This window comes from Streptomyces bugieae, assembly GCF_036352915.1.
Taxonomy (GTDB): Bacteria; Actinomycetota; Actinomycetes; order Streptomycetales; family Streptomycetaceae; genus Streptomyces; species Streptomyces endophytica.
The window spans coordinates 1-20,668 of record NZ_JAZBJP010000030.1 but is presented as its reverse complement, the minus strand read 5'-3'; the positions used below and the strand labels follow the sequence as shown (position 1 = coordinate 20,668).

Here is a 20,668-nt window from a genome sequence, read left to right as displayed (position 1 = left end):
CCCGCCCGTAGGCGCTCCCGAAGCCGACATGCCGTCATCCCTCCGGGTCAGGACGCGCCGAAGAGCAGGCCGTAGAGCCCGAAGGCGCCCAGGGCCACCGGGATCAGCGCCGCCACGCTCACCGACTCGGCCAGGTCCAGCCAGCGCCGCAGCCGGGTGCGCAGCGGCTCCGGCACCCGTATCGCCGGGACCACGGCGGGCAGCACCGCCAGCACCCCGAGGGCGGCCAGCGCGAACGCCGGGGCGCCGCCGTCGCTGGCCCAGAGCAGGATCAGCCGGACGGCCGTCGCGAGGCCGGCCGCGAGCAGCGCGACGACCTCCACCGCCAGCGGGTACGCCCGCGCCCGCGAGCACAGGACGACGCTCAGCAGCAGCGCCGCGAGCACCGTCCACAGGCCGGGGGTCTGCACCGCGAGCACCCCGCCCGCCCCCGCCGAGACGGCCGTCGCCACCGTGGCCAGGGAGAGCTCCCGGTGTGCGCCGCCGAGGGCGGCCCCCACCTGGTGGCGGCTGACCGGGGTGCCGCCGGAGCGCTGGTCGTCGAGCCGGGTCAGCCCTGCCGTCATCAGGGCGAGCCGGGGGAGGTATCCGAGGACCAGTACGGAGACGAAGGCGAGCGCAACTCCCGTACGGGCAGGGGTGGTCAGCGCCAGTCCCAGCTCCCACGCGCCGACCGCGAGCGCGACCGACGCGGCGCCCGTCAGGGCGGAGCGGCCCGCGGCCGTGCAGAGTCCGAGGAGCGCGAGCACGGCCGCGGCGGTGAGGCCGACGGCGGCGAGCCGGGCGCCGCCACCGGGGGCGGCCTGCCAGGCGGCGGTCACCCCGAGGGTGCCGCCGAGCAGCAACAGGGCGGCCGCCGGGGCGTGCTGCCCGCTCCGCACGGCACCCGGGGCGCGCTGTCCGTCCCTCCCGGCGAGCACGCCGACGGCCGCTCCGGCCCCGGCGACCACGACAGCGGCGATACCGGTCGCCAGGGCGGCGCCGTCCCCGAACCAGCTGTGCGCACAGACCCCGGCGACCGCCGCGAGCAGCACGCTCGCCGTCGCCGCCGTCCACGTCCTGCTGCGGTCGCCCCAACCCCAGCCGCGGACGTCGAGGGAGGCGGCCACCGTGCCGGTGGCGTGCGGCGCCGGGTCAGCCGGCTGCCGTACGGCGGATTCCGGCGTCACTACCAGGCCGTCGTCGCCCCGCGCCATCGCCACTCGCCCCTCCCGTTGTGCATCGCCACACAATAAGGTCCCGCCGGCGCGCCGTGTCCACCGCTGTGGACAACGAGACCGGCATCAACCTGCACCAACGCCCTGTACCGGGTCGCGGATCGGCTCGCGGATCGGGTCGCCTTCCCGCTCGCTCCCCGCGTCGCGCCGACGACCTGCGGGAAGGTCCACCGCACGAGGCGTCGGGGCGGCCCGTCGCCCGGCCGCCGCACGGCGCGCGGGGTGGGGAAAACCCCACCGCCCCTGCCCCGGCCACCCCATGGCACGGCGGGCCGCGGCCGGGCAGGCTGGGCGCATGACCGCGAGTTCCCGACCCCGTATCGCCGACGACACCCCTGACGAGGTGTCACCTCCGCCGCCACGCGCCCCGTTCGACGTCGTGACCTGGCGGGAGATCGGCCATCTGCTGGCCAACTTGCCGCTGGGCGTCGCGGCGTTCGCGGTGCTGGTGGTGTGGCTGACGCTGGGCACCGGGCTCTCGGTGACCGTCATCGGGCTGCCGCTGCTGGCTCTGGGCCTCAAGGCGTGCCGCCTGTACGGGAGGCTGGAGCGGGCCCGGGCGCGGGCGCTGCTCGGGGTGCGGGTCGCCGAGCCGAGCCCGCTGCGCCCGCGCGACCAGGGGTTCTTCCCGTGGTTGTGGACGGGCCTGAAGGACCCGGTCGCCTGGCGGCACGCGCTGTTCGCGTTCGTCCGGCTGCCGTGGTCCGTGCTGACCTTCGGGGTCGTGCTGGTCTCGCTCTTCGTGGGCTGGCCGGTGCTGCCCTGGGTGGCGCGCGGGCTGGCGAACGTGGACCGGGCGATGGTGCGCGGGCTGCTGTCGCCCTCGGACGAGCTGGAGCGGCGGATCGCCGAACTGGAGGCGGACCGGATGACGGTCACCGACACCGCGGCCGCCGATCTGCGGCGTATCGAACGGGACCTCCACGACGGCGCGCAGGCCCGACTGGTGGCGCTCGCGATGGGCCTGGGCCTGGCGAAGGAGAAGCTGCTGGAGGGGCAGGCCGACGAGACCGTGGCGGCGATGGTGGACGAGGCGCACGGCGAGGTGAAGCTGGCGCTGCAGGAGCTGCGGGACCTGGCCCGCGGCATCCACCCGGCGATCCTGACCGACCGCGGGCTGGGGCCGGCCCTGGCCTCGCTGGCCGGGCGCTGCACGGTGCCGGCGACGGTGGCGGTGGATCTGACCGAGCGGCCCGCGCCGGCGATCGAGGGCATCGCGTACTTCACCGTCTCGGAGCTGCTGCAGAACGTCTCCAAGCACAGCGCGGCCCGCCAGGCGTCCGTCGAGGTGTGGCGGTCCGCGGACCGGCTGCTGATCCAGGTCGGGGACGACGGGAAGGGCGGGGCGCGGCTGGACGGCGGCAGCGGGCTGGCGGGGCTGGCCGAGCGGCTGGGGTCGGTGGACGGGCTGTTCCTGCTGAGCTCACCGGCCGGCGGACCCACCCGGGTGACCGCGGAACTGCCCTGGCGGGCCCGGCCGGGCTCCGGCGCGGGGCCGTCCTCCGGGGCCGGGCAGGCCGCGTCCGGGACCCGCGCGGAGCCGGCACGTAAACGCCGCTGAGCAGCGGACCCCGCACCCGCGGCCCCGGGGTAACGGCGCTGAGCAGCGGACCGTTACCCCGACCCGCGGCCCGGGGTAACGGCGCTGAGCAGCGGAGCGCCCCCGACCCGCGGCCCCGGGGTGGGGAAAACCCCCGGAACGGACTGCGAGCAGCCTCATGGTGCGGGGCGGGCCGGGTCGCGGACGCTGGTCACGGCGCACGCGACGGCCCCACGGCACATGGCGGCAGGTCCGCCCGGCCACCCCGGCCACCCCGGCCACCCGGCAGAACGGCAGAACGGCCACCCGGCAGAACGGACGATGAGACGATGGAATCCGCATACACCCCGCAGCCCCGCCCCCGCCCTCATCCCTCCCGGGTGCCCGTGGCACTGCGCGCCCCCGTCTCCGGGCGCACCTGGCGGGAGTTCCTGTACCTCTTGCTCAGCTATCCGATCGCCTGCCTGATGTTCGTCTACGCGGTCGGGGTGATCACGGTCGGCGCCGGCCTGCTGGTGACGTTCCTGGGCATCCCGGTGCTGGCCGGCGGTCTGGCCGGCGCGCGGGGGCTGGGCGTCCTGGAGCGGGCGCGGGCCCGGGCGCTGCTGGGGCTGGAGGTGGCCGCCCCGGAGCCGGTGCGTCCCGCGAAGCCGGGGCCGATGGCGTGGATCGGGGCCGCGCTGAAGAGCGGGGTGTCCTGGCGGCACCTCCTCTACTGCCTGCTGCACTTCCCGTGGGCGATCTTCGCCTTCGTCTTCTCGCTGACGTTCTGGACGCTCGGCTGGCTGCTGCTGACGTACCCGTTGTGGCGGTGGACCTTCCCCGCGTACCTGGGGCAGCCGGGCATCCAGCTGTGGGTCGACGGCCGCTACGTCGACACCCCGGCGGAGATCGGGCTGGTCAGCGGGACCGGGCTGCTGCTCGTGCTGGCCGGGCCGTGGCTGATCCGGGGGCTGACCCAGGTGGACCGGGTCTTGGTGCAGGGCCTGCTGGGGCCCTCGTCGCTCGCCACCCGGGTCTCGCAGCTGGAGTCGGACCGCGGGGTGGTGGTGGACACCGCGGCCGCCGATCTGCGGCGCATCGAGCGGGATCTGCACGACGGGGCGCAGGCCCGGCTGGTGTCGCTGGCGATGGACCTGGGCCTGGCCAAGGAGAAGCTGGCGGAGGATCCGCAGGCCGCCGCGAAGATGGTCGACGAGGCGCACGGTGAGGTGAAGATCGCCCTCCAGGAGCTGCGTGACCTGGCCCGCGGCATCCACCCGGCGATTCTCACCGACCGGGGGCTGGGCCCGGCGCTGTCGGCGCTGGCGGCGCGCTGCACGGTCCCGGTGACGGTGACCGTGGACCTCGACCACCGGCCGGCCGCGGCGATCGAGGGCATCGCGTACTTCACCGCCTCCGAGCTGCTGCAGAACGTCTCCAAGCACGCCCGGGCCGGCGCCGCCACGCTGGACGTCTGGCGCACCGGGGACCGCCTGATGGTCCTGGTGACGGACGACGGCCGGGGCGGCGCCCACACGGACGACGGGACCGGGCTGGCCGGACTCTCCGAACGCCTCGCCGCCGTCGAGGGCCTGCTGATCGTCGACTCGCCGGTCGGCGGCCCGACGCACATCACCGCCGAGCTGCCCTGGCGCGGCTGACCCGGGCCCCGCCTCCGGCGGCCCCGCCCCCTCGTCCGCGCCTCCCCCGACCACCTGGGACGCCGCCTTCCTCCCCCGCTCCGTCCGGATCCTGGGATGCTGGGTCCCGACAGGACGGGCGCGTACGAGGCATGGGGGATCCGATCCGTGGAGAACAAGGTGCGGGTGGTCATCGCCGAGGATTCGGTGCTGCTCCGGGAGGGGCTGACCCGGCTCCTCACCGACCGGGGGCACGAGGTCGTGGCGGGCGTGGGGGACGCCGAGGCGCTGATCAAGGTGATCGGGGAGCTGGCCGACGAGGGCGCGCTGCCGGACGTGGTGGTGGCGGACGTGCGGATGCCGCCGACGCACACCGACGAGGGCGTACGGGCCGCCGTCCGGCTCCGCCGGGACCACCCCGACCTGGGGGTTCTGGTGCTCTCGCAGTACGTGGAGGAGCAGTACGCCACGGAGCTGCTGGCCGGGTCGACCCGGGGCGTCGGCTATCTGCTGAAGGACCGGGTGGCCGAGGTCCGCGAGTTCGTCGACGCGGTGGTGCGGGTCGCCGGGGGCGGTACGGCCCTGGACCCGGAGGTGGTGGCGCAGCTGCTGGGCCGCAGCCGCAAGCAGGACGTGCTGGCGCGTCTGACGCCGCGCGAGCGGGAGGTGCTGGGGCTGATGGCCGAGGGCCGGACGAACTCCGCCGTCGCCCGCCAGCTGGTGGTCAGTGACGGCGCGGTCGAGAAGCACGTCAGCAACATCTTCCTGAAGCTGGGCCTGGCGCAGAGTGACGGGGATCACCGCAGGGTGCTCGCCGTCCTGACCTATCTCAATTCCTGAGCACCTGACAGGCTGTCAGACGTCCAGTTCACGGGGTGTTCACCGCCGGACCGGGCCCTGGGACGGAGAACCGGGGGCGGAGTCCGGAGCGTCATGAAGAAGGGGTCACGGGGGCGGTGATTTCATGACAAAACGCACCAGATCGGTGTCTCATGGTGACGTCCACCATGTGATCGACCCAGGGAAGGGCACCCTTACCCACGTACGATGGTTATGGGACAACCGGTCGGTACGACACGTCCCGAGCCCTGCCTCCGGCGGGGACGCCGCACCCCTTAGAGGGAGGTCCGAAGCAGTGACCAGCCAGGTCAGTAGCCCAGCCGAGCAGGCCGACGCAGCGCTCGTCGGGGGACAGCGCTCCTCCGGCAGTGGCGGCGAGGGCAAAGAAGTCCGGCGCCTGGACCGGGTGATCATCCGGTTCGCCGGTGACTCCGGTGACGGAATGCAGCTCACCGGGGACCGGTTCACATCGGAGACGGCGTCGTTCGGTAACGACCTGTCGACGCTGCCGAACTTCCCCGCCGAGATCCGGGCCCCCGCCGGGACCCTGCCCGGCGTCTCCAGCTTCCAGCTGCACTTCGCCGACCACGACATCCTCACGCCCGGTGACGCTCCGAACGTGCTGGTCGCGATGAACCCGGCCGCGCTGAAGGCGAACCTCCCGGACGTCCCGCGGGGCGCGGAGATCATCGTCAACACCGACGAGTTCACCAAGCGCCCGATGGCGAAGGTCGGCTACGCCACCAGCCCGCTGGAGGACGGCTCGCTCTCGGCGTACAACGTCCACCCGGTGCCGCTGACGACGCTGACCATCGAGGCGCTCAAGGATTTCGGGCTCTCCCGTAAGGAGGCCGAGCGCAGCAAGAACATGTTCGCGCTGGGTCTGCTGTCGTGGATGTACCACCGCCCGACCGAGGGCACCGAGAAGTTCCTGCGGGACAAGTTCGCCAAGAAGCCGGACATCGCGGAGGCGAACGTCACCGCGTTCCGGGCCGGCTGGAACTTCGGCGAGACGACCGAGGACTTCGCGGTCTCCTACGAGGTCGCGCCGGCCACCAAGGCGTTCCCGACCGGCACCTACCGCAACATCTCCGGCAACCTCGCGCTGTCCTACGGCCTGGTCGCCGCCTCCCGGCAGGCCGACCTGCCGCTGTACCTGGGCTCGTACCCGATCACCCCGGCCTCCGACATCCTGCACGAGCTGTCCAAGCACAAGAACTTCGGTGTGCGGACGTTCCAGGCGGAGGACGAGATCGCCGGCATCGGCGCGGCGCTGGGCGCGGCGTTCGGCGGCTCGCTCGCGGTGACGACCACCTCCGGCCCGGGCGTGGCCCTGAAGTCCGAGACCATCGGGCTCGCGGTCAGCCTCGAACTGCCGCTGCTGATCGTCGACATCCAGCGCGGCGGCCCGTCGACCGGTCTGCCGACCAAGACGGAGCAGGCCGACCTGCTGCAGGCGATGTACGGGCGCAACGGCGAGGCACCGGTGCCGATCGTGGCGCCCAGGACACCCGCCGACTGCTTCGACGCGGCACTGGAGGCGGCCCGCATCGCGCTGACGTACCGCACCCCGGTCTTCCTGCTCTCCGACGGCTACCTGGCCAACGGCTCCGAGCCCTGGCGGATCCCCGAGGTCGCCGAACTCCCCGACCTGCGCGTGCAGTTCGCCTCCGGCCCCAACCACGTCGCGGTGGACGGCACCGAGGTGTTCTGGCCCTACAAGCGCGATGAGCACACCCTCGCGCGCCCCTGGGCCGTCCCCGGCACGCCGGGCCTGGAGCACCGCATCGGCGGCATCGAGAAGCAGGACGGCACCGGCAACATCTCCTACGACCCGGCCAACCACGACTTCATGGTGCGCACCCGCCAGGCGAAGGTGGACGGCATCGAGGTCCCCGACATCGAGGTCGACGACCCCACCGACGACGGCGGCCGCGGCGCCGGCACCCTCGTCCTGGGCTGGGGCTCGACGTACGGCCCGATCACCGCCGCGGTACGGCGCGTACGGGGCGCAGGGGAGCGCATCGCGCAGGCCCATCTGCGCCACCTCAACCCCTTCCCGCGGAATCTCGGCGAGGTGCTGGCGCGTTACGACAAGGTGATCGTGCCGGAGATGAACCTCGGACAGCTCGCCACCCTGCTGCGCGCCAGGTACCTCGTCGACGCGCGGTCGCACACCCAGGTCAGCGGAATGCCGTTCAAGGCCGAGCAGCTCGCGGAGGTCTTTAAGGAGGCCATCAATGACTGAGACGATCTCGGAGCGGGCCTCGCACCCCGAGGCGCTCTCCCTGGTGCCCAAGGCCGAGGCCAGGCAATCCATGAAGGACTTCAAGTCCGACCAGGAAGTGCGCTGGTGCCCCGGCTGCGGTGACTACGCCGTCCTCGCCGCCGTGCAGGGCTTCATGCCCGAGCTCGGCCTGGCGAAGGAGAACATCGTCTTCGTCTCCGGCATCGGCTGCTCCTCCCGCTTCCCGTACTACATGAACACCTACGGGATGCACTCGATCCACGGCCGCGCCCCGGCCATCGCCACCGGCCTGGCGTCCTCGCGGCGCGATCTGTCCGTGTGGGTGGTCACGGGTGACGGCGATGCGCTCTCCATCGGCGGCAACCACCTCATCCACGCCCTGCGGCGCAACGTCAACCTCAAGATCCTGCTGTTCAACAACCGGATCTACGGCCTGACCAAGGGCCAGTACAGCCCCACCTCCGAGGTCGGCAAGATCACCAAGTCGACCCCGATGGGCTCGCTGGACGCGCCGTTCAACCCGGTCTCGCTGGCCCTCGGCGCCGAGGCGACCTTCGTGGCCCGCACGGTCGACTCCGACCGCAAGCACCTCACCTCGGTGCTGCGCGCCGCCGCCGACCACCCCGGCACGGCCCTGGTCGAGATCTACCAGAACTGCAACATCTTCAACGACGGCGCCTTCGAGGTGCTCAAGGACAAGGAGCAGGCCCAGGAGGCCGTCATCCGCCTGGAGCACGGCCAGCCGATCCGCTTCGGCGCGCCGGCCGAGGACGGTCTCGGCGTCAAGGGCGTGGTCCGCGACCCGGCCACCGGCGACCTCAAGGTCATCGACGTCCGGGAGGAGGGCGCGGACGGCGTGCTGGTGCACGACGCCCACAGCCCCTCCCCCACCACCGCCTTCGCGCTGTCCCGGCTCGCCGACCCCGACACGCTGCACCACACCCCCATCGGTGTGCTGCGCAACGTCGACCGGCCGGTCTACGACACGCTGATGGCCGACCAGCTGGACACCGCCGTCGAGCAGAAGGGCAAGGGCGACCTGTCCACCCTGCTCACCGGCACGGACACCTGGACGGTCGTCGGCTGAGGACCTGCCCGAGGAGCTGCTGAGGGCCTGCTGAGGACCTCTTGCGGGTGCCCGTGGGAGAGGCGTCGTACGGCGCCCCCTGCGGGCACCCGCTGCTTCGGGCCCCGGCTTCCGGCGCGTCCCTTCTGCGCGTCCGGTACGGGTGCCATGCTGGCGGCCTCCGAACCAGGGGGCAGAACATGGGCATCGTCGTCACCGGCGCCACCGGAGCGCTCGGCCGGCTCGTCATCGAGGAACTGCTCACCCGTACCGCCCCGGCCGGCATCGTCGGCCTCGCCCGGGCCCCGGCCAGGGCCGTCGATCTGGAGGCGCGCGGCGTCGGGATCAGGACCGTGGACTACGGCCGGCCCGACACCCTGGAGGACGTCTTCGCGGCCGGCGACCGGGTGCTGCTGATCTCCGGGAACGAGGCCGGGCAGCGGGTCACCCAGCACCGCGCGGTGATCGACGCCGCCCGGGAGGCCGGCGTGGCGCTGCTGGCGTACACCAGCGTGCTGGGCGGCCCCACCGCCACCTTCACCCTCGCCGAGGAGCACCTCGCCACCGAACAGGCGCTGCTCGCCTCCGGTGTGCCGTACTGCCTGCTGCGCAACGGCTGGTACCACGAGAACTACACCGGGGCGCTCGCCACCACGCTCAAGAACGGCGCGGTGTTCGGCTGTGCCGGCCAGGGCCGGGTGGCCACCGCCGCGCGCCGGGACTACGCCGAGGCGGCCGCCGTGGTGCTCACCGGCACCGGCCACGAGAACACCGTCTACGAGCTGAGCGGCGACACCGCCTGGTCGATGGCCGAGTACGCCGCCGCGGTCTCCCGGCAGACCGGCCGCCGGATCCCGTACCGCGATCTGCCGCAGAAGGAGTACGTGGCCCGGATGATCGAGTCGGGCATGCCGGCGCTGGGCGCGCGGATGGCCGCCGAGGCGGACGCCGGGATCGCGCGCGGGGAACTGGCGGCCACCCCCGGCGACCTCTCCCGGCTCATCGGCCGCCCGACCACCCCGATCGCCGAGGCCATCGCGGAGGCACTGGCGCGGCTGGCGGGTTGAGAGGGCCTGCGCGGCTGCGGGGCGGGCGGCCGGGAAGCCTCACGGCCCGCACGGCCCCGGCCGTCCCGCGCTCGTCCCGCCCCCGGCGTCCGACCTGCGACGGCGCCTGTCATCACCGTTTTTTGCATACACACATGACACGCGACCCGGTCCGGCGCTACCTTCAACAGGGGCGACCGTCACCGAGCCGGCGCAGCACAACCAGGAGGGCCTCCTTGCAGTCTCGAAGCGATCAGCGCGCCGGCCTCGTCTTCGGCATCGCCGCCTACACCATGTGGGGCCTGCTGCCCCTGTACTGGCATCTGCTGGACGCCGCCTCGCCGTCGGAGATCCTGGCGCACCGCATGGCGTGGTCGCTGCCCGTCGCGGTCGTCATCCTGGCCGCGATGCGCCGCTGGGCCTGGATACGTCCGCTGCTGCGGCAGCCCAGGCGGCTGGGGCTGGTGCTGGTCTGCGCCGTGGTGATCTCGGCGAACTGGTTCCTCTACATCTGGGCGGTCAACGCCGGTCACGTCCTGGAGGCCTCGCTCGGCTACTTCATCAACCCGCTGGTCAGCATCGCCTTCGGCGTGTTCTTCCTGCGCGAGCGGCTGCGGCCGCTGCAGTGGACGGCGGTGGGCGTCGGCGCCCTCGCCGTCGTCGTGATGACCGTCGCCTACGGCAAGATGCCCTGGATCGCGCTCGGCCTGGCCTTCACGTTCGCGACGTACGGGCTGGTCAAGAAGGGCATCAAGCTCGACGGCATCGAGGGCTTCAGCGCCGAGACGGCGATGCAGCTGCTGCCCGCGCTGGGCTTCCTGATCTATCTGGGGGCGCGCGGCGAGTCGGCCTTCGTCAGCGGCGGGGTGGGCCAGGCGCTGCTGCTGGCCGGCTGCGGGGTCGCGACCGCGGTGCCGCTGATCTGCTTCGGCGCCTCGGCGGTCCGGCTGCCGCTGACCGTGATCGGGATGATGCAGTACCTGGCGCCGACGTTCCAGTTCGTGCTGGGCCTCACCGTCTTCCACGAGGAGATGCCGGTCGAACGCTGGGCCGGTTTCGGGCTGGTGTGGGTCGCGCTGGCTGTGCTGACCTGCGACGCGCTGCGCACGGCGCGGCGGGCCCGGGTCGAGCTGGCCGAAGCCGCCGCCCGCGCGGGCGAGGCGGCCGCGGAAGTGGCCCGGGCGGCCGCGGAACAGGCCCGGGCGGCCCGGACCGCGCAGCCGGGCCCCGGGCCGGCGGACGCCGCCGGTCCTACGCCGTGATGTCGCGGGTGGTGAACCGCGCCCAGGCCGCCGAGCCGAACACCGCGGCGTAGAGCGCCTGCAGTCCGAGGTTCTTCTGCAACTGGTCCCAGTAGACCGGGTCCCGGAGCAGGTCGGCGAACGACAGCCAGTAGTGCGGGAAGAGATACGGCTGGACGGCGCTGAGCTGCGGGATGGTGTCCAGGATCTGCACGGTGATCAGCAGGCCGACCGTGGTCGCCATCGCGGCGATACCGCTGCTGGTGAGCGCCGAGATGAACAGGCCCACGGCGGCCACGCCGATCAGGGACAGCGCCACCACAACGGCGATGGCCAGCGCCCGCAGCAGCCCCTCGCCGAAGGATATGGACGTCCCGGACAGCAGGGTGACCTCGCCCAGCGGGAAGAGCAGCGCCCCGGTGACCAGCGCGGAGAGCGCCACGACCAGGGTGGCCACCAGGCAGAACGTCAGGGTGGTGGCGTATTTGACGAGCAGCAGGCGGGTACGGCCGGCGGGCGCGACGAGGAGGTAGCGCAGGGTGCCGCCGTGGGCCTCCCCGGCCAGGGAGTCGCCGGCTATCACGCCGATGGACATCGGCAGGAAGAACGGCAGCGTCACCGCGAGCGAGGTGAACACCAGGAAGAGGCCGTTGTGGGTGACCTGGGAGATGAACGCCGGGCCGCCCTGGCCGCCCCCGCCGCCCGGACCGCCGTCCCCCGTCTCGATCTTGACGGCGATGCCGACCAGCACCGGCACGCCCGCGAGCACCGCCAGCAGCGCGAGGGTCCGCCAGCGCCGGAAGGTCATGGTGATCTCGCTGCGCAGCAGGCCCAGCGACCACAGCGGTCGGGGCCGGCGCAGCACGCCCTCAGCCTGCGACATCGAAGCCCTCCCCGGTCAGCTGCACGAAAACGTCCTCCAGCGTGGCCCGTTCGGTGCCGAAGCCGCGCACCCGGACCCCGGCGTGCACCAGCGCGGCGTTGAGGTCGGCGAGCTCGGGCGGGCCGGCCCCGTCGTCGGCTTCCGGCAGCTCGCCCGTGACCCGGTCGTCGGTGATCTGCAGGCCGGTCAGGCCGTGCTCCTTCAGTACCCGGACCGCGTCCGCCGGGTCCGGGGTGGTGACCGTCAGCCGGCCGGGGCCGCGTGAGCCGAGGACGGTCGAGGAGAGGTCCGCGACCGTGCCCTGGGTGATCAGCCGGCCGCGGGCCATCACCGCCGCGTGGGTGCAGACCTGCTCGATCTCGTCGAGGAGGTGCGAGGAGAGGAAGACCGTGGTGCCGTCCGCGGCCAGCTCACGGACCAGCGCGCGGATCTCCCGCATGCCCTGCGGGTCCAGGCCGTTGGTCGGCTCGTCGAGCACCAGCAGCTCGCGGGGCCGCAGCAGCGCCGCGGCCAGGCCGAGCCGCTGCTTCATACCGAGGGAGTAGGCCCGCGCCTTCTTCCCGGCCGCCGCGCCCAGGCCCACCCGCTCCAGGGCGTGGCCCACCCGCGCGTCGCGGCTGCGCGGGTCGGCGTCCGGGTCGGCGGCGTCGAAGCGCCGGAGGTTCTCCCGGCCGCTGAGGAAGCCGTAGAGCGCCGGGCCCTCGATGAGCGCTCCCACCTTGGGCAGCACCCGGCGGCCCGCGGCGGGCATCGGCTGCCCGAGCACCCGGGCGGTGCCGGCGGTCGCGTCGATCAGGCCCATCAGCATCCGGATGGTGGTGGTCTTGCCGGAGCCGTTGGGACCGAGGAACCCGAAGACGCTGCCGCGCGGCACGACCAGATCGAGCCCGTCGACCGCGAGCTGACCCCCTCGGTACGCCTTGGTCAGCCCCCGCGTCTCGATCGCCCACTCCCCTGCGGACGGCACCCCGGGACCGGGCGCAGGCGTGCCGGCCGGGCCGGACCCGCGGGCGGGCGGGCGCGCGCCGTCGGGGCCCGTGGCGGGCTGCTTGGGCATCGGCTCCCCCATGTCGTGCGGCTGGGCCACGGGCCGCCGCACCGCCCCGACGGGCGGCACGGCGGTCCCGCGCTGACGGGGCCCGTTACTTCGCGGCGTCGGCCGCGTGGATCAGGGCCTGCTTGTCGACGGCACCGACGTAGACCGTGCCGTTGTCCGTTATCAGGGCGTTGACCAGGCGGGTGCTGAACATCCGGCCGGAGCCGAACGACCCGCTGACCTTCTCGCCGAGGCTGTCCAGGAACTTCCCGGCGTCACCGGCGGCCTGGTCCTTGCCGGAGGGCAGTCCCGCGCCGGCGCCCTTGATCGTGGCGATGGACGTCCAGCCCTTGCCGAGGACGTTCAGCCCGCCGAAGTCCTTCCGCGGGTCCTTCACGTCCTTGCGGGCCCCGAAGTCCTTGAACTTCTTGCCGTGTTCGCGCTGCGCCGTCGCCCGCTGCTTGTCGCCGTCGACGACCTTGGCGCCCTTGGGCGGCGTGAAGGAGAAGAGGTCCGCGGCCGGCTTGGCGAAGTCGACGTTGGTGTAGCCGACGTCGATGGCGGCCGCGCCGCCGCTCTTCGGGGTCAGGGTGAACTTCAGCGGGACGCCGTTGGCGGCGTCCACCGCGACCCGGATCGACCCGACCGTCGAGGCGGCCTGCTTGGGCTTGATCAGCAGCTGGTAGGCGTCCCGTCCGGCGACCCTGGCGGTGCCGTCGACGGTGACCGAGGTGGTGTCGCCGGCCGCCTGGAGGACCTTCTTCGCCAGGTCCTGCGGAGTGGCGTTCTTCAGGTCGCCCGGGAGGCCCTCGGGGGCCCGCTTGTGGGTGCCGTGCCGGCCGGCGTCGGGTGCGGTGCTGTGCACCGCGGTGTTGCTGCCGCTGTCGTACGCCCAGACCTCGTTGCCGTTGTGGACGAGGCTGTACTCGGCGGCCTTGTCGACGATGGACACCCGCTGCTTCTCGGGGCCGTCGGCGGCGACGCGGAGCGTGTGCGCGCCGGACGCCAGCTCCATCAGCTTGCTCCGGGGCGACGCGGACGCGCCGTCGTCCTGGCCGTGCTCACCCTTCTCGCCGCCCTGGCCGCCGCCGAAGCCGCCGGCCGCCACACCGCCCGGCAGGGACGGCAGGCCGAGGTCCGTGCTGACCCGGACCGTGCCGGACAGCTGCTGGACGTCCGACTTGGCGACCTTGGCTATGAGGTCCTGGGCCGAGATCTTCGGCAGATCCGGGGAACCCGAGCCGGCGAATGCCGGGACCAGCCCGATCGTCGCCGCCGCCACCCCCGCCACCGCGACCGGTACGGCGTACCGCACCGCTTTCCGGCGCCTCGGGGACTGCCCCCCGTCCGCTTCGCCGGTGACCTCTGTCGGTTCGTACCGTGGCATCTGCCTACCTCCGTCGTCTGCGGCGGCCGCCGAGCTGTCCACTCGCCCTCCCCTGGGGCTCATTGTGGCCTGACCGCCGCGCTGTGGTGTTCTCCATCTCACCAATTCACGCGGCGGATCGCGTCAGCCCGCGGGTCCAACTCGTCCTACTGCTGAGGTATGACGCCCGGTCACCGCACGACGGGGCCCGTACGACCTGGGGTTGACCGAACCCTGAGGAGAAGGGGGGCGAACCCTTAGGGGGTGTCAGCCCGCCCGGTGGACCACCGCGTCGCAGAGGCCCTCCAGGGCCGCCTTGGACGTGCACGCCGGGAGCGGGGCCAGCGTCGCGCGGGCTTCCTCCGCGTAGCGGATGGTGTCCTGGCGGGCCTCTTCGAGCGCCGGGTGGGCGCGCAGCCCGGCGAGCGCCTCGGCGTGCCGGACGTCGTCGGTGAGGTCGCCGGCGAGCAGTTCGCACAGCGCCCGGTCCTCGGGCGTGCCGGCGTCGCTCTCGGCGCGGGCCCGCAGCCGCAGCACCGGCAGCGTCGGGATGCCCTCGCGGAGGTCCGTACCGGGCGTCTTGCCCGATTCGTGCGAGTCGCTGGCGATGTCCAGGACGTCGTCGGCCAGCTGGAAGGCGGTGCCCAGCCGCTCGCCGTACTGGGTGAGGATGTTGGCCGTGGACTCCTGGGCGCCCGACATCATGGCGCCGAAGCGGCAGGCGACGGCCACGAGCGAGCCGGTCTTGCCCGCGAGGACGTCGAGGTAGTGGTCGATGGGGTCACGCCCGTCGCGCGGTCCGGCGGTCTCCAGGATCTGGCCGGTCACCAGGCGCTCGAACGCCTCGGCCTGGATCCGGACGGCCTCCGGCCCGAGGTCGGCGAGGATGTGCGAGGCGCGGGCGAAGAGGAAGTCGCCGGTCAGCACCGCGACGGAGTTGCCCCAGCGGGCGTTGGCGCTGGCCACCCCGCGGCGCACTTCCGCCTCGTCCATCACGTCGTCGTGGTAGAGCGTCGCCAGATGCGTGAGCTCCACGACGACGGCGGAGGGCACCACGCCCGGGCTGTGGGGGTCACCGAATTGGGCGGCCAGCATCACCAGCAGCGGCCGGAACCGCTTGCCGCCCGCGCGCACGAGATGCTGCGCGGCTTCGGTGATGAACGGCACGTCGCTCTTGGTGGCCTCCAGCAGGCCCTCCTCGACAGCCGCCAACCCGGCCTGGACATCGGCCTCAAGAGCCTGGTCCCGCACGCTCAGCCCGAAGGGCCCGACGACGGTCACGAGGGGTACTCCTGTCTGCTGACGATCAAACTGAATGTCGATCTGTCGCTGTCTCCACCATTGGCCAGCGTATCCGGTCGCAGTTCGATCACCATGAGCGCCCGCCCCCCGAACCACCCGGGAAGCACAGCAACCCCCGACCCGACACCTTCTTGATCACCGTTGATCACGTTTTGGCGTGGCTTTGACATCGGAGCACCCACCCGGCGGAGGCCGACAGAACCCCGTAAACCCCAGCAGACACAGGGGTCACCGAGGAGCCGGATATCCACCCGGACCACACGTACTTCAGCCATCTTCATGACCCGCGCACCTCACCGGCGACGCGACGCCGCCGGCCTCCCACGGGCCGTCAGGCGTATGCCCGCGCCACCGCCCTGGCCAGCCGCGGCCCGGCGAAGGCCGTCCCGCACACGAAGCGCATCACCGGGCCGAACGACGCGGCGGCCGGCAGCCCCGTGAAGTACAGCCCCGGTACCGACGAGCCGAACCCGGCGTCCAGAAGAGGACCGCCGGCCCGCGCGACGATCCCGGTGCGCAGCCCCGGCCCGAGGAAGTCCAGCGCCGCCAGGTCCATCCGGTAGCCGGTCGCCGCCAGCACATGGTCCGCGGCCAGCTCACCCCCGTGCCCGTCGGCGCCGCGCAGCGCCAGTACGGGGCGGCCGTCGCGGACCGTGGCCCGTACGATCCGCCGCCCCTGCGTGACCTGCACCCGCCCGGTGAACCGGTCCCGGAGCCACCACGCGCCGAGCGGTCCGAGCACCCGCCGCACCAGGGCGCGCCGCACCGGCGGCGGCAGAAACCGGAACGCCCCGGCGTGGTGCGTCAGCGCGTACAGCGACCAGGCGTTGCCGAACGGCGAGGCGGGCCGCAGCCGCGGCTGGCGGTCCGGCGGCGCCCCGAAGCCCACCGCGGCCGGCCCGCGCGCCACGACCCGCACGGACGCCGCGCCCGCCTCGGCGAGCAGGACCGCGCTCTCCAGCGCCGACTGCCCGGCACCGACCACGACCACCTCCCGGCCGGCCAGCGCCGCCAGGTCGTGGTGCTGGGAGCTGTGCGAGACCGGGCCGGTGGCGGACGGCCCGTCCGGGACCGCGGCGGCCAGCCGGCGGGGCAGATGCGCCAGTCCGCTCAGCCCGGTGGCGACGACCACGGCCCGGGCGCCCACCTGGTCACCGCTGTCCAGCTTGAGCTCGAAACCGTCCGCCCGCCTGTCCACCGACACCACCCGGACCTGCTCCACATCGGGCAGCAGCCGCCGCTGCACCCACCGCCCGTACCGCACGAACGTCTCGACGGGCAGGAGGTCCCAGTCCGACTCGTACCGCGGCTCGCCCGCCGCGGCGCAGTAATCGGCGAGGGTGTGGCCCTCCAGGGGGACGTCGATGCCGGACGCCGCGGGCGTCGATTTCAGCAGCATGCCCGCGGGCATCTGCTCCTGCCAGCTGGCCATCGGGCGGCCGAAGACCCGCACCGGCACGCCCTGCGCCCGCAGATGGGTCGCCGTCGACAGGCCGTAGGGACCGGCCCCGATGACCGCTACCGGAGTGCTCACTGCGGTTCCTCCCCTTGCCTCGGTGGTGCCTCGTACCCAGGTGGTGCCTCGTGCTTCGGGGGTGGCTGGTCCTTCGGGGGTGGCGCCTCGCGCTCCAGGGGCGGGGTGGTGGCCGCCCGGCGGGCCGCCCGGTGCAGCTGCCACAGATGCCGGGCACCCGGCACGGCGGACCGCGCCAGCATGGTGAGGAACGGCAGCGGATCGTCGGCGGCGAACCACGCCGTCTCGGTCCCGCGCCGGCGCGCCGGTACGTGGGGCCCACGGCCACCGCCCCGCCCGTAGGCGAGACGGGCCGGCAGATCGACGTTCTCGACGACGAAGCGGCGCCCCGCCCGCTGGACGCCCCCGGGAACGGCGCGCCCCGTGAGGTGCAGATGCTGGGCGCGGACGACATCGACGCCCGCCGTGGTTTCGAACAGCCGGAACTGCGCGCCCATACGGGGGTTGAAGTCCAGCAGCTTGTACCGGCCGTCGCGCCGGTCGAACCGCCAGTCCAGGTCGGCGGTCCCGGCGAACCCGATCCGGCGCGCGAAATGCGCGGCCTGCCGCGCCAGTTCGGGATTGTCGACCACCCACGCGCAGGCCGTCATGCCCGCGTGCGGCGGCCACGAGCGCACCTTGACCCCGGTGAACAGTGTCAGCGGCGTGCCGTCCGCCGCGAAGCAGGCGTGCACGATCCAGTCCTCGGCCTGCTCCCGCGGCAGGTACTCCTGCAGGACCACGGCGGGCCGCGGGCCCCAGTCCCGGGCCAGATCGAGCAGGTGCTCCGGCCCCGCGATCCGGGTGGTGCCGGCGACCGCGGGCCGGCTGCGCCGGACGAAGGCCTCCCGGTTCTTCGCCACCACGGGGAAGCGCGCCCGCCCGGCGTACGCCTCGACGTCCGCGTACGAGGCGGGGAAGACGGCGGCCGGTGACGGGACGCCGTGCGCGGCGCACAGTTCGTGCAGCCCCTGTTTGCTGGCCAGCCGCCGCGGCAGGCCGGGTGCCGGGCGGGGGAACAGAAACGATCCGGCGAGCGCTTCGGCGTGCTCGGCGATCAGCACCGCCGCCTCGTCGTCGGTGGGCAGCAGCACCGCCGGCCGGCCGATCCGGCGCCCGATCCGCAGCAGCCCGGCGACCAGCCGCTCCGGCTCCTCGCGGCCCGTGGTCGGCCAGACGAAACGGCCGCACAGATAGCGGGAGGCCGCGGCGGGCGTGAAACGGTCCTCCGTCACCGCGTACATGGGGACGCCCAGCCGCCCCAGGCTGCGGATGGCACCCACACCGCCGTGATGCAGGGGGTACGCCCCGATCTTCACGATCAGGCCCGGAACGCTCCGGTCGACCGCGAGCCGTGCGCCACTGCGAGCCACGTGTCCCCCTTCGGAACGGTCCCGCCCCGGCCCGTGCCAGCACAGGAAGCTAGGCCCGAATTGCGCAGTGCGGCAAGGCTTTTCAGGACATTGCCAGGACTTGGGGCGTGCGGCATCGAGTGCCCGCCCGCCGCCCCGCCTCACCGCACGCCGTTCACTCCCCTGCCGCCCCGACGCGCCGCGCCTCCCCGCCGTCCCGCCCCGCCTTGTCGCCCTCCCCTCCCGACTCGGGCCGGCCCCGCGCCCCCGCCGTCGCCCTCCCCGCGCCGTCCGCCGTCCCGGCATGCCCGCGGGGCCGTCCGAGGGGCTTCCGGAGCCGTCCGCGGGCCGGTTCCCGTCCCGCCGTTCACCGCGCCGACCACGCCTTTCGGAAGTTATCCACAGGCTCCTTCGCCGCGACGCCCCCGGCCGTACTCTGATCACCGAGCCACCGGCCCGGGGCCCCTCGCCCCGGCCGGCCCGGCCGCTCACCGGCGACGACGAACGCGAGGAGCTGTCCATGCCCGAGCAGAGCCCGTTCGACCTGGCGGAAGGCGACCCCTTCGGCCCGCACAACCTCCCCTACGGCGTCTTCAGCACCACCGACGCACCCGGACAACACCGGATCGGCGTCCGCTACGGCAGTCACGTCCTCGACCTGAGCGCACTGCCCAGCGCCCTGCCCGCGGCCATCCACCCGCACGCCGAGCTGCTCACCGCACCCACCCTCAACCCGCTGCTGGCGGCCGGCCGGCCCGTATGGCAGCAGATCCGCGCGGCTGTCCACAGCGCGGTCACCGACCCCGCGCACCGCGACGAGGTCGCCCCGCTGCTCCACCCGCTCGCCGAGGTCACCCTGCACCTCCCCTTCGAGGTCGCCGACTACGTCGACTTCTACTCCAGCGAGCACCACGCCACGAACGTCGGCCGGATCTTCCGCCCCAACGGCGCGGTCCTGCCGCCCAACTGGAAGCATCTGCCGATCGGTTACCACGGCCGCGCGGGCACCGTCGTCGCCACCGGCACCCCGGTCGTCCGGCCCAACGGGCAGCGCAAGACCGCCACGGACGACGCCCCCGTCTTCGGCCCGTCCACCCGCCTCGACATCGAGGCCGAGATCGGCTTCGTCGTCGGCACCCCCTCCGCCCTCCACGAACCCGTCGGCCTCGACACCTTCCGCGACCACGTCTTCGGCGTCTGCCTCGTCAACGACTGGTCCGCCCGCGACATCCAGGCCTGGGAGTACGTGCCGCTCGGCCCGTTCCTGGGCAAGTCCTTCGCCACCTCCGTCTCCGCCTGGATCACCCCGCTCGACGCCCTCGACCACGCCCGTACGCCCCCGCCCACCCGCGACCACCCGCTGCTGCCCTACCTCGACGACGCAGGCCTGGAACCGGGCGGCATCGACATCCATATCGAGGTGCGGATCAACGACGAGACGATCTCCCGCCCGCCCTTCTCCGCCATGTACTGGACCGCCGCGCAGCAGCTGGCCCATATGACCGTCAACGGCGCCTCGCTGCGCACCGGTGATCTGTTCGCCTCCGGCACGGTCTCCGGCCCGGAACCCGACCAGCTCGGCTGCCTGCTCGAACTCACCCAGGGCAAGGGCCCCTACCTCCAGGACGGCGACGAGGTCACCCTCACCGCCTGGGCACCCGGCCCGGACGGGGCCCGGATCGGTCTGGGCGAGGTCACCGGCCGCATCCTGCCCGCACCCACGGTCCCGGCCCGTGACGCGACATGACCGGCACCCCGCTCAGCCTCCCCGAGGAACTGCTCCTCCTGGGCCTCGACCCGGTGCGCGGCCGCCCCCTGACCAACCCGAAGTACCTGCACTACGGGCTGGCCGGCGCGGCCCTGGCGGACCTGGAGGCGGCCGGGCGGATCACCGTGGAGCGCGGCGACCGGATCACGGTGATCAATCCGCTGCCGCTCGGCAACGCGATAGGGGACGGCGCGCTGGCGGCACTGCCCGCCCCGACCAAGGGCGGCAAGGGCGTCAAGGCGCACCGCTGGGTCCACGGCGCCGGCCGGCCCCTGCAGGAGCTGTGCCTGCGCGTGCTGGAGAAGCGCGGCGCACTGCGCAGAGAGACCCACCGGGCGCTGGGCCTGTTCCCGTACGAACGGTTCCCCGTGGGGCCGGTGGACCTCAGCGGGCCGGCCCGGGCCCGCTTCACGGCAGCCGTCGAGGCCGGGCTGCCCGGGTGGCGTGATCGGCTGCTGGCCGCGCAGGTGGCGGCCTGCGACCTGGACGCCAGGCTCCTGCCCGGCGCAGCCGGACGCCCGCACCGGCGCGCCCTGCGCGGCCTGGTCAAGGAGTGCTGGACGTCCCGCGCCGTCCACCACGCCGTACAGCAGGACAAGAGCGCGGCGGGGGGTTAGGGGGTGGGGGC

At 73.5% G+C, this 20,668-nt stretch carries 16 protein-coding genes; 9 read left to right on the top strand and 7 right to left on the bottom strand.

Annotated features, from left to right (window positions below):
• Positions 1 to 47: 47 nt before the first annotated feature.
• Positions 48 to 1,196 (bottom strand): secretion protein snm4, encoded by a 1,149-nt coding sequence (locus V2J85_RS31405; protein ID WP_330823553.1) that lies wholly within the window; start codon positions 1,194 to 1,196, stop codon positions 48 to 50.
• A gap of 316 nt (positions 1,197 to 1,512) precedes the next feature.
• Here V2J85_RS31405 and V2J85_RS31400 point away from each other — a divergent pair, with 316 nt between their 5' ends.
• The 7 genes from V2J85_RS31400 to rarD all read left to right on the top strand — a co-directional run bounded on the left by V2J85_RS31400 (position 1,513) and on the right by rarD (position 10,841).
• A complete protein-coding gene (locus V2J85_RS31400; protein WP_261957021.1) occupies positions 1,513 to 2,778 on the top strand; it encodes a sensor histidine kinase in 1,266 nt (421 codons plus the stop codon).
• Positions 2,779 to 3,086: 308 nt separating this feature from the next.
• Positions 3,087 to 4,400, top strand: a complete 1,314-nt coding sequence (locus V2J85_RS31395) for a sensor histidine kinase (RefSeq protein ID WP_330823486.1) — start codon at positions 3,087 to 3,089, stop codon at positions 4,398 to 4,400.
• A 159-nt stretch (positions 4,401 to 4,559) separates the two neighbouring features.
• Positions 4,560 to 5,219, top strand: a complete 660-nt coding sequence (locus V2J85_RS31390; RefSeq protein ID WP_330823552.1) for a response regulator transcription factor — start codon at positions 4,560 to 4,562, stop codon at positions 5,217 to 5,219.
• Positions 5,220 to 5,514: 295 nt separating this feature from the next.
• Complete coding sequence (locus V2J85_RS31385; protein ID WP_261957019.1) at positions 5,515 to 7,467, top strand: 2-oxoacid:acceptor oxidoreductase subunit alpha; 1,953 nt, start codon at positions 5,515 to 5,517, stop codon at positions 7,465 to 7,467.
• Complete coding sequence (locus tag V2J85_RS31380; RefSeq protein WP_261957018.1) at positions 7,460 to 8,554, top strand: 2-oxoacid:ferredoxin oxidoreductase subunit beta; 1,095 nt, start codon at positions 7,460 to 7,462, stop codon at positions 8,552 to 8,554. Before V2J85_RS31385 ends, V2J85_RS31380 begins: the two co-directional genes overlap by 8 nt.
• A 179-nt stretch (positions 8,555 to 8,733) precedes the next feature.
• Positions 8,734 to 9,600: an SDR family oxidoreductase gene (locus V2J85_RS31375; protein WP_330823485.1), complete on the top strand. Its 867-nt coding sequence runs from the start codon at positions 8,734 to 8,736 to the stop codon at positions 9,598 to 9,600.
• A 215-nt stretch (positions 9,601 to 9,815) separates the two neighbouring features.
• Positions 9,816 to 10,841, top strand: coding sequence for an EamA family transporter RarD (gene rarD, locus V2J85_RS31370; protein WP_330823484.1), 1,026 nt, complete (start codon positions 9,816 to 9,818; stop codon positions 10,839 to 10,841).
• On the opposite strand, the gene V2J85_RS31365 is transcribed toward rarD, so the two are convergent.
• The 6 genes from V2J85_RS31365 to V2J85_RS31340 form a co-directional block, all read right to left on the bottom strand.
• Positions 10,831 to 11,703, bottom strand: coding sequence for an ABC transporter permease (locus tag V2J85_RS31365; protein WP_261957015.1), 873 nt, complete (start codon positions 11,701 to 11,703; stop codon positions 10,831 to 10,833). The two genes, rarD and V2J85_RS31365, sit on opposite strands and share 11 nt — an antisense overlap.
• A complete protein-coding gene (locus V2J85_RS31360) occupies positions 11,690 to 12,760 on the bottom strand; it encodes an ABC transporter ATP-binding protein (protein ID WP_330823483.1) in 1,071 nt (356 codons plus the stop codon). The genes V2J85_RS31365 and V2J85_RS31360 overlap by 14 nt, the downstream gene beginning before the upstream one ends.
• 85 nt (positions 12,761 to 12,845) lie before the next feature.
• Complete coding sequence (locus V2J85_RS31355; RefSeq protein ID WP_330823482.1) at positions 12,846 to 14,126, bottom strand: LolA family protein; 1,281 nt, start codon at positions 14,124 to 14,126, stop codon at positions 12,846 to 12,848.
• Positions 14,127 to 14,372: 246 nt separating this feature from the next.
• A complete protein-coding gene (locus V2J85_RS31350) occupies positions 14,373 to 15,386 on the bottom strand; it encodes a polyprenyl synthetase family protein (RefSeq protein ID WP_261957012.1) in 1,014 nt (337 codons plus the stop codon).
• A gap of 352 nt (positions 15,387 to 15,738) precedes the next feature.
• Entirely contained in the window at positions 15,739 to 16,941 is a 1,203-nt protein-coding gene (locus V2J85_RS31345; protein WP_330823481.1) for an FAD-dependent oxidoreductase, read from the bottom strand.
• A complete protein-coding gene (locus tag V2J85_RS31340; protein ID WP_261957010.1) occupies positions 16,938 to 18,293 on the bottom strand; it encodes a carboxylate--amine ligase in 1,356 nt (451 codons plus the stop codon). Before V2J85_RS31340 ends, V2J85_RS31345 begins: the two co-directional genes overlap by 4 nt.
• Before the next feature lie 499 nt (positions 18,294 to 18,792).
• Between V2J85_RS31340 and fahA the strand changes: the two genes are divergently transcribed.
• Both fahA and V2J85_RS31330 read left to right on the top strand, forming a co-directional pair.
• The gene (gene fahA / locus V2J85_RS31335) at positions 18,793 to 20,019 is read left to right on the top strand and encodes a fumarylacetoacetase (RefSeq protein ID WP_261957009.1); all 1,227 of its coding nucleotides are present in this window, start codon (positions 18,793 to 18,795) and stop codon (positions 20,017 to 20,019) included.
• On the top strand, positions 20,016 to 20,657 hold the full coding sequence (locus V2J85_RS31330; protein ID WP_261957008.1) for a GOLPH3/VPS74 family protein: 642 nt from the start codon (positions 20,016 to 20,018) through the stop codon (positions 20,655 to 20,657). Before fahA ends, V2J85_RS31330 begins: the two co-directional genes overlap by 4 nt.
• Positions 20,658 to 20,668: the final 11 nt, after the last annotated feature.

Excerpts from the sequence above, each read along its gene's own strand:
- V2J85_RS31395 (WP_330823486.1), top strand. The coding sequence starts at position 3,087 with ATGGAATCCGCATACACCCCGCAGCCCCGCCCCCGCCCTCATCCCTCC.
- V2J85_RS31360 (WP_330823483.1), bottom strand. The coding sequence starts at position 12,760 with ATGCCCAAGCAGCCCGCCACGGGCCCCGACGGCGCGCGCCCGCCCGCC.
- V2J85_RS31365 (WP_261957015.1), bottom strand. The coding sequence starts at position 11,703 with ATGTCGCAGGCTGAGGGCGTGCTGCGCCGGCCCCGACCGCTGTGGTCG.
- V2J85_RS31380 (WP_261957018.1), top strand. The coding sequence starts at position 7,460 with ATGACTGAGACGATCTCGGAGCGGGCCTCGCACCCCGAGGCGCTCTCC.
- V2J85_RS31330 (WP_261957008.1), top strand. The coding sequence starts at position 20,016 with ATGACCGGCACCCCGCTCAGCCTCCCCGAGGAACTGCTCCTCCTGGGC.
- V2J85_RS31405 (WP_330823553.1), bottom strand. The coding sequence starts at position 1,196 with ATGGCGCGGGGCGACGACGGCCTGGTAGTGACGCCGGAATCCGCCGTA.
- V2J85_RS31355 (WP_330823482.1), bottom strand. The coding sequence starts at position 14,126 with ATGCCACGGTACGAACCGACAGAGGTCACCGGCGAAGCGGACGGGGGG.
- V2J85_RS31400 (WP_261957021.1), top strand. The coding sequence starts at position 1,513 with ATGACCGCGAGTTCCCGACCCCGTATCGCCGACGACACCCCTGACGAG.
- V2J85_RS31375 (WP_330823485.1), top strand. The coding sequence starts at position 8,734 with ATGGGCATCGTCGTCACCGGCGCCACCGGAGCGCTCGGCCGGCTCGTC.
- fahA (WP_261957009.1), top strand. The coding sequence starts at position 18,793 with ATGCCCGAGCAGAGCCCGTTCGACCTGGCGGAAGGCGACCCCTTCGGC.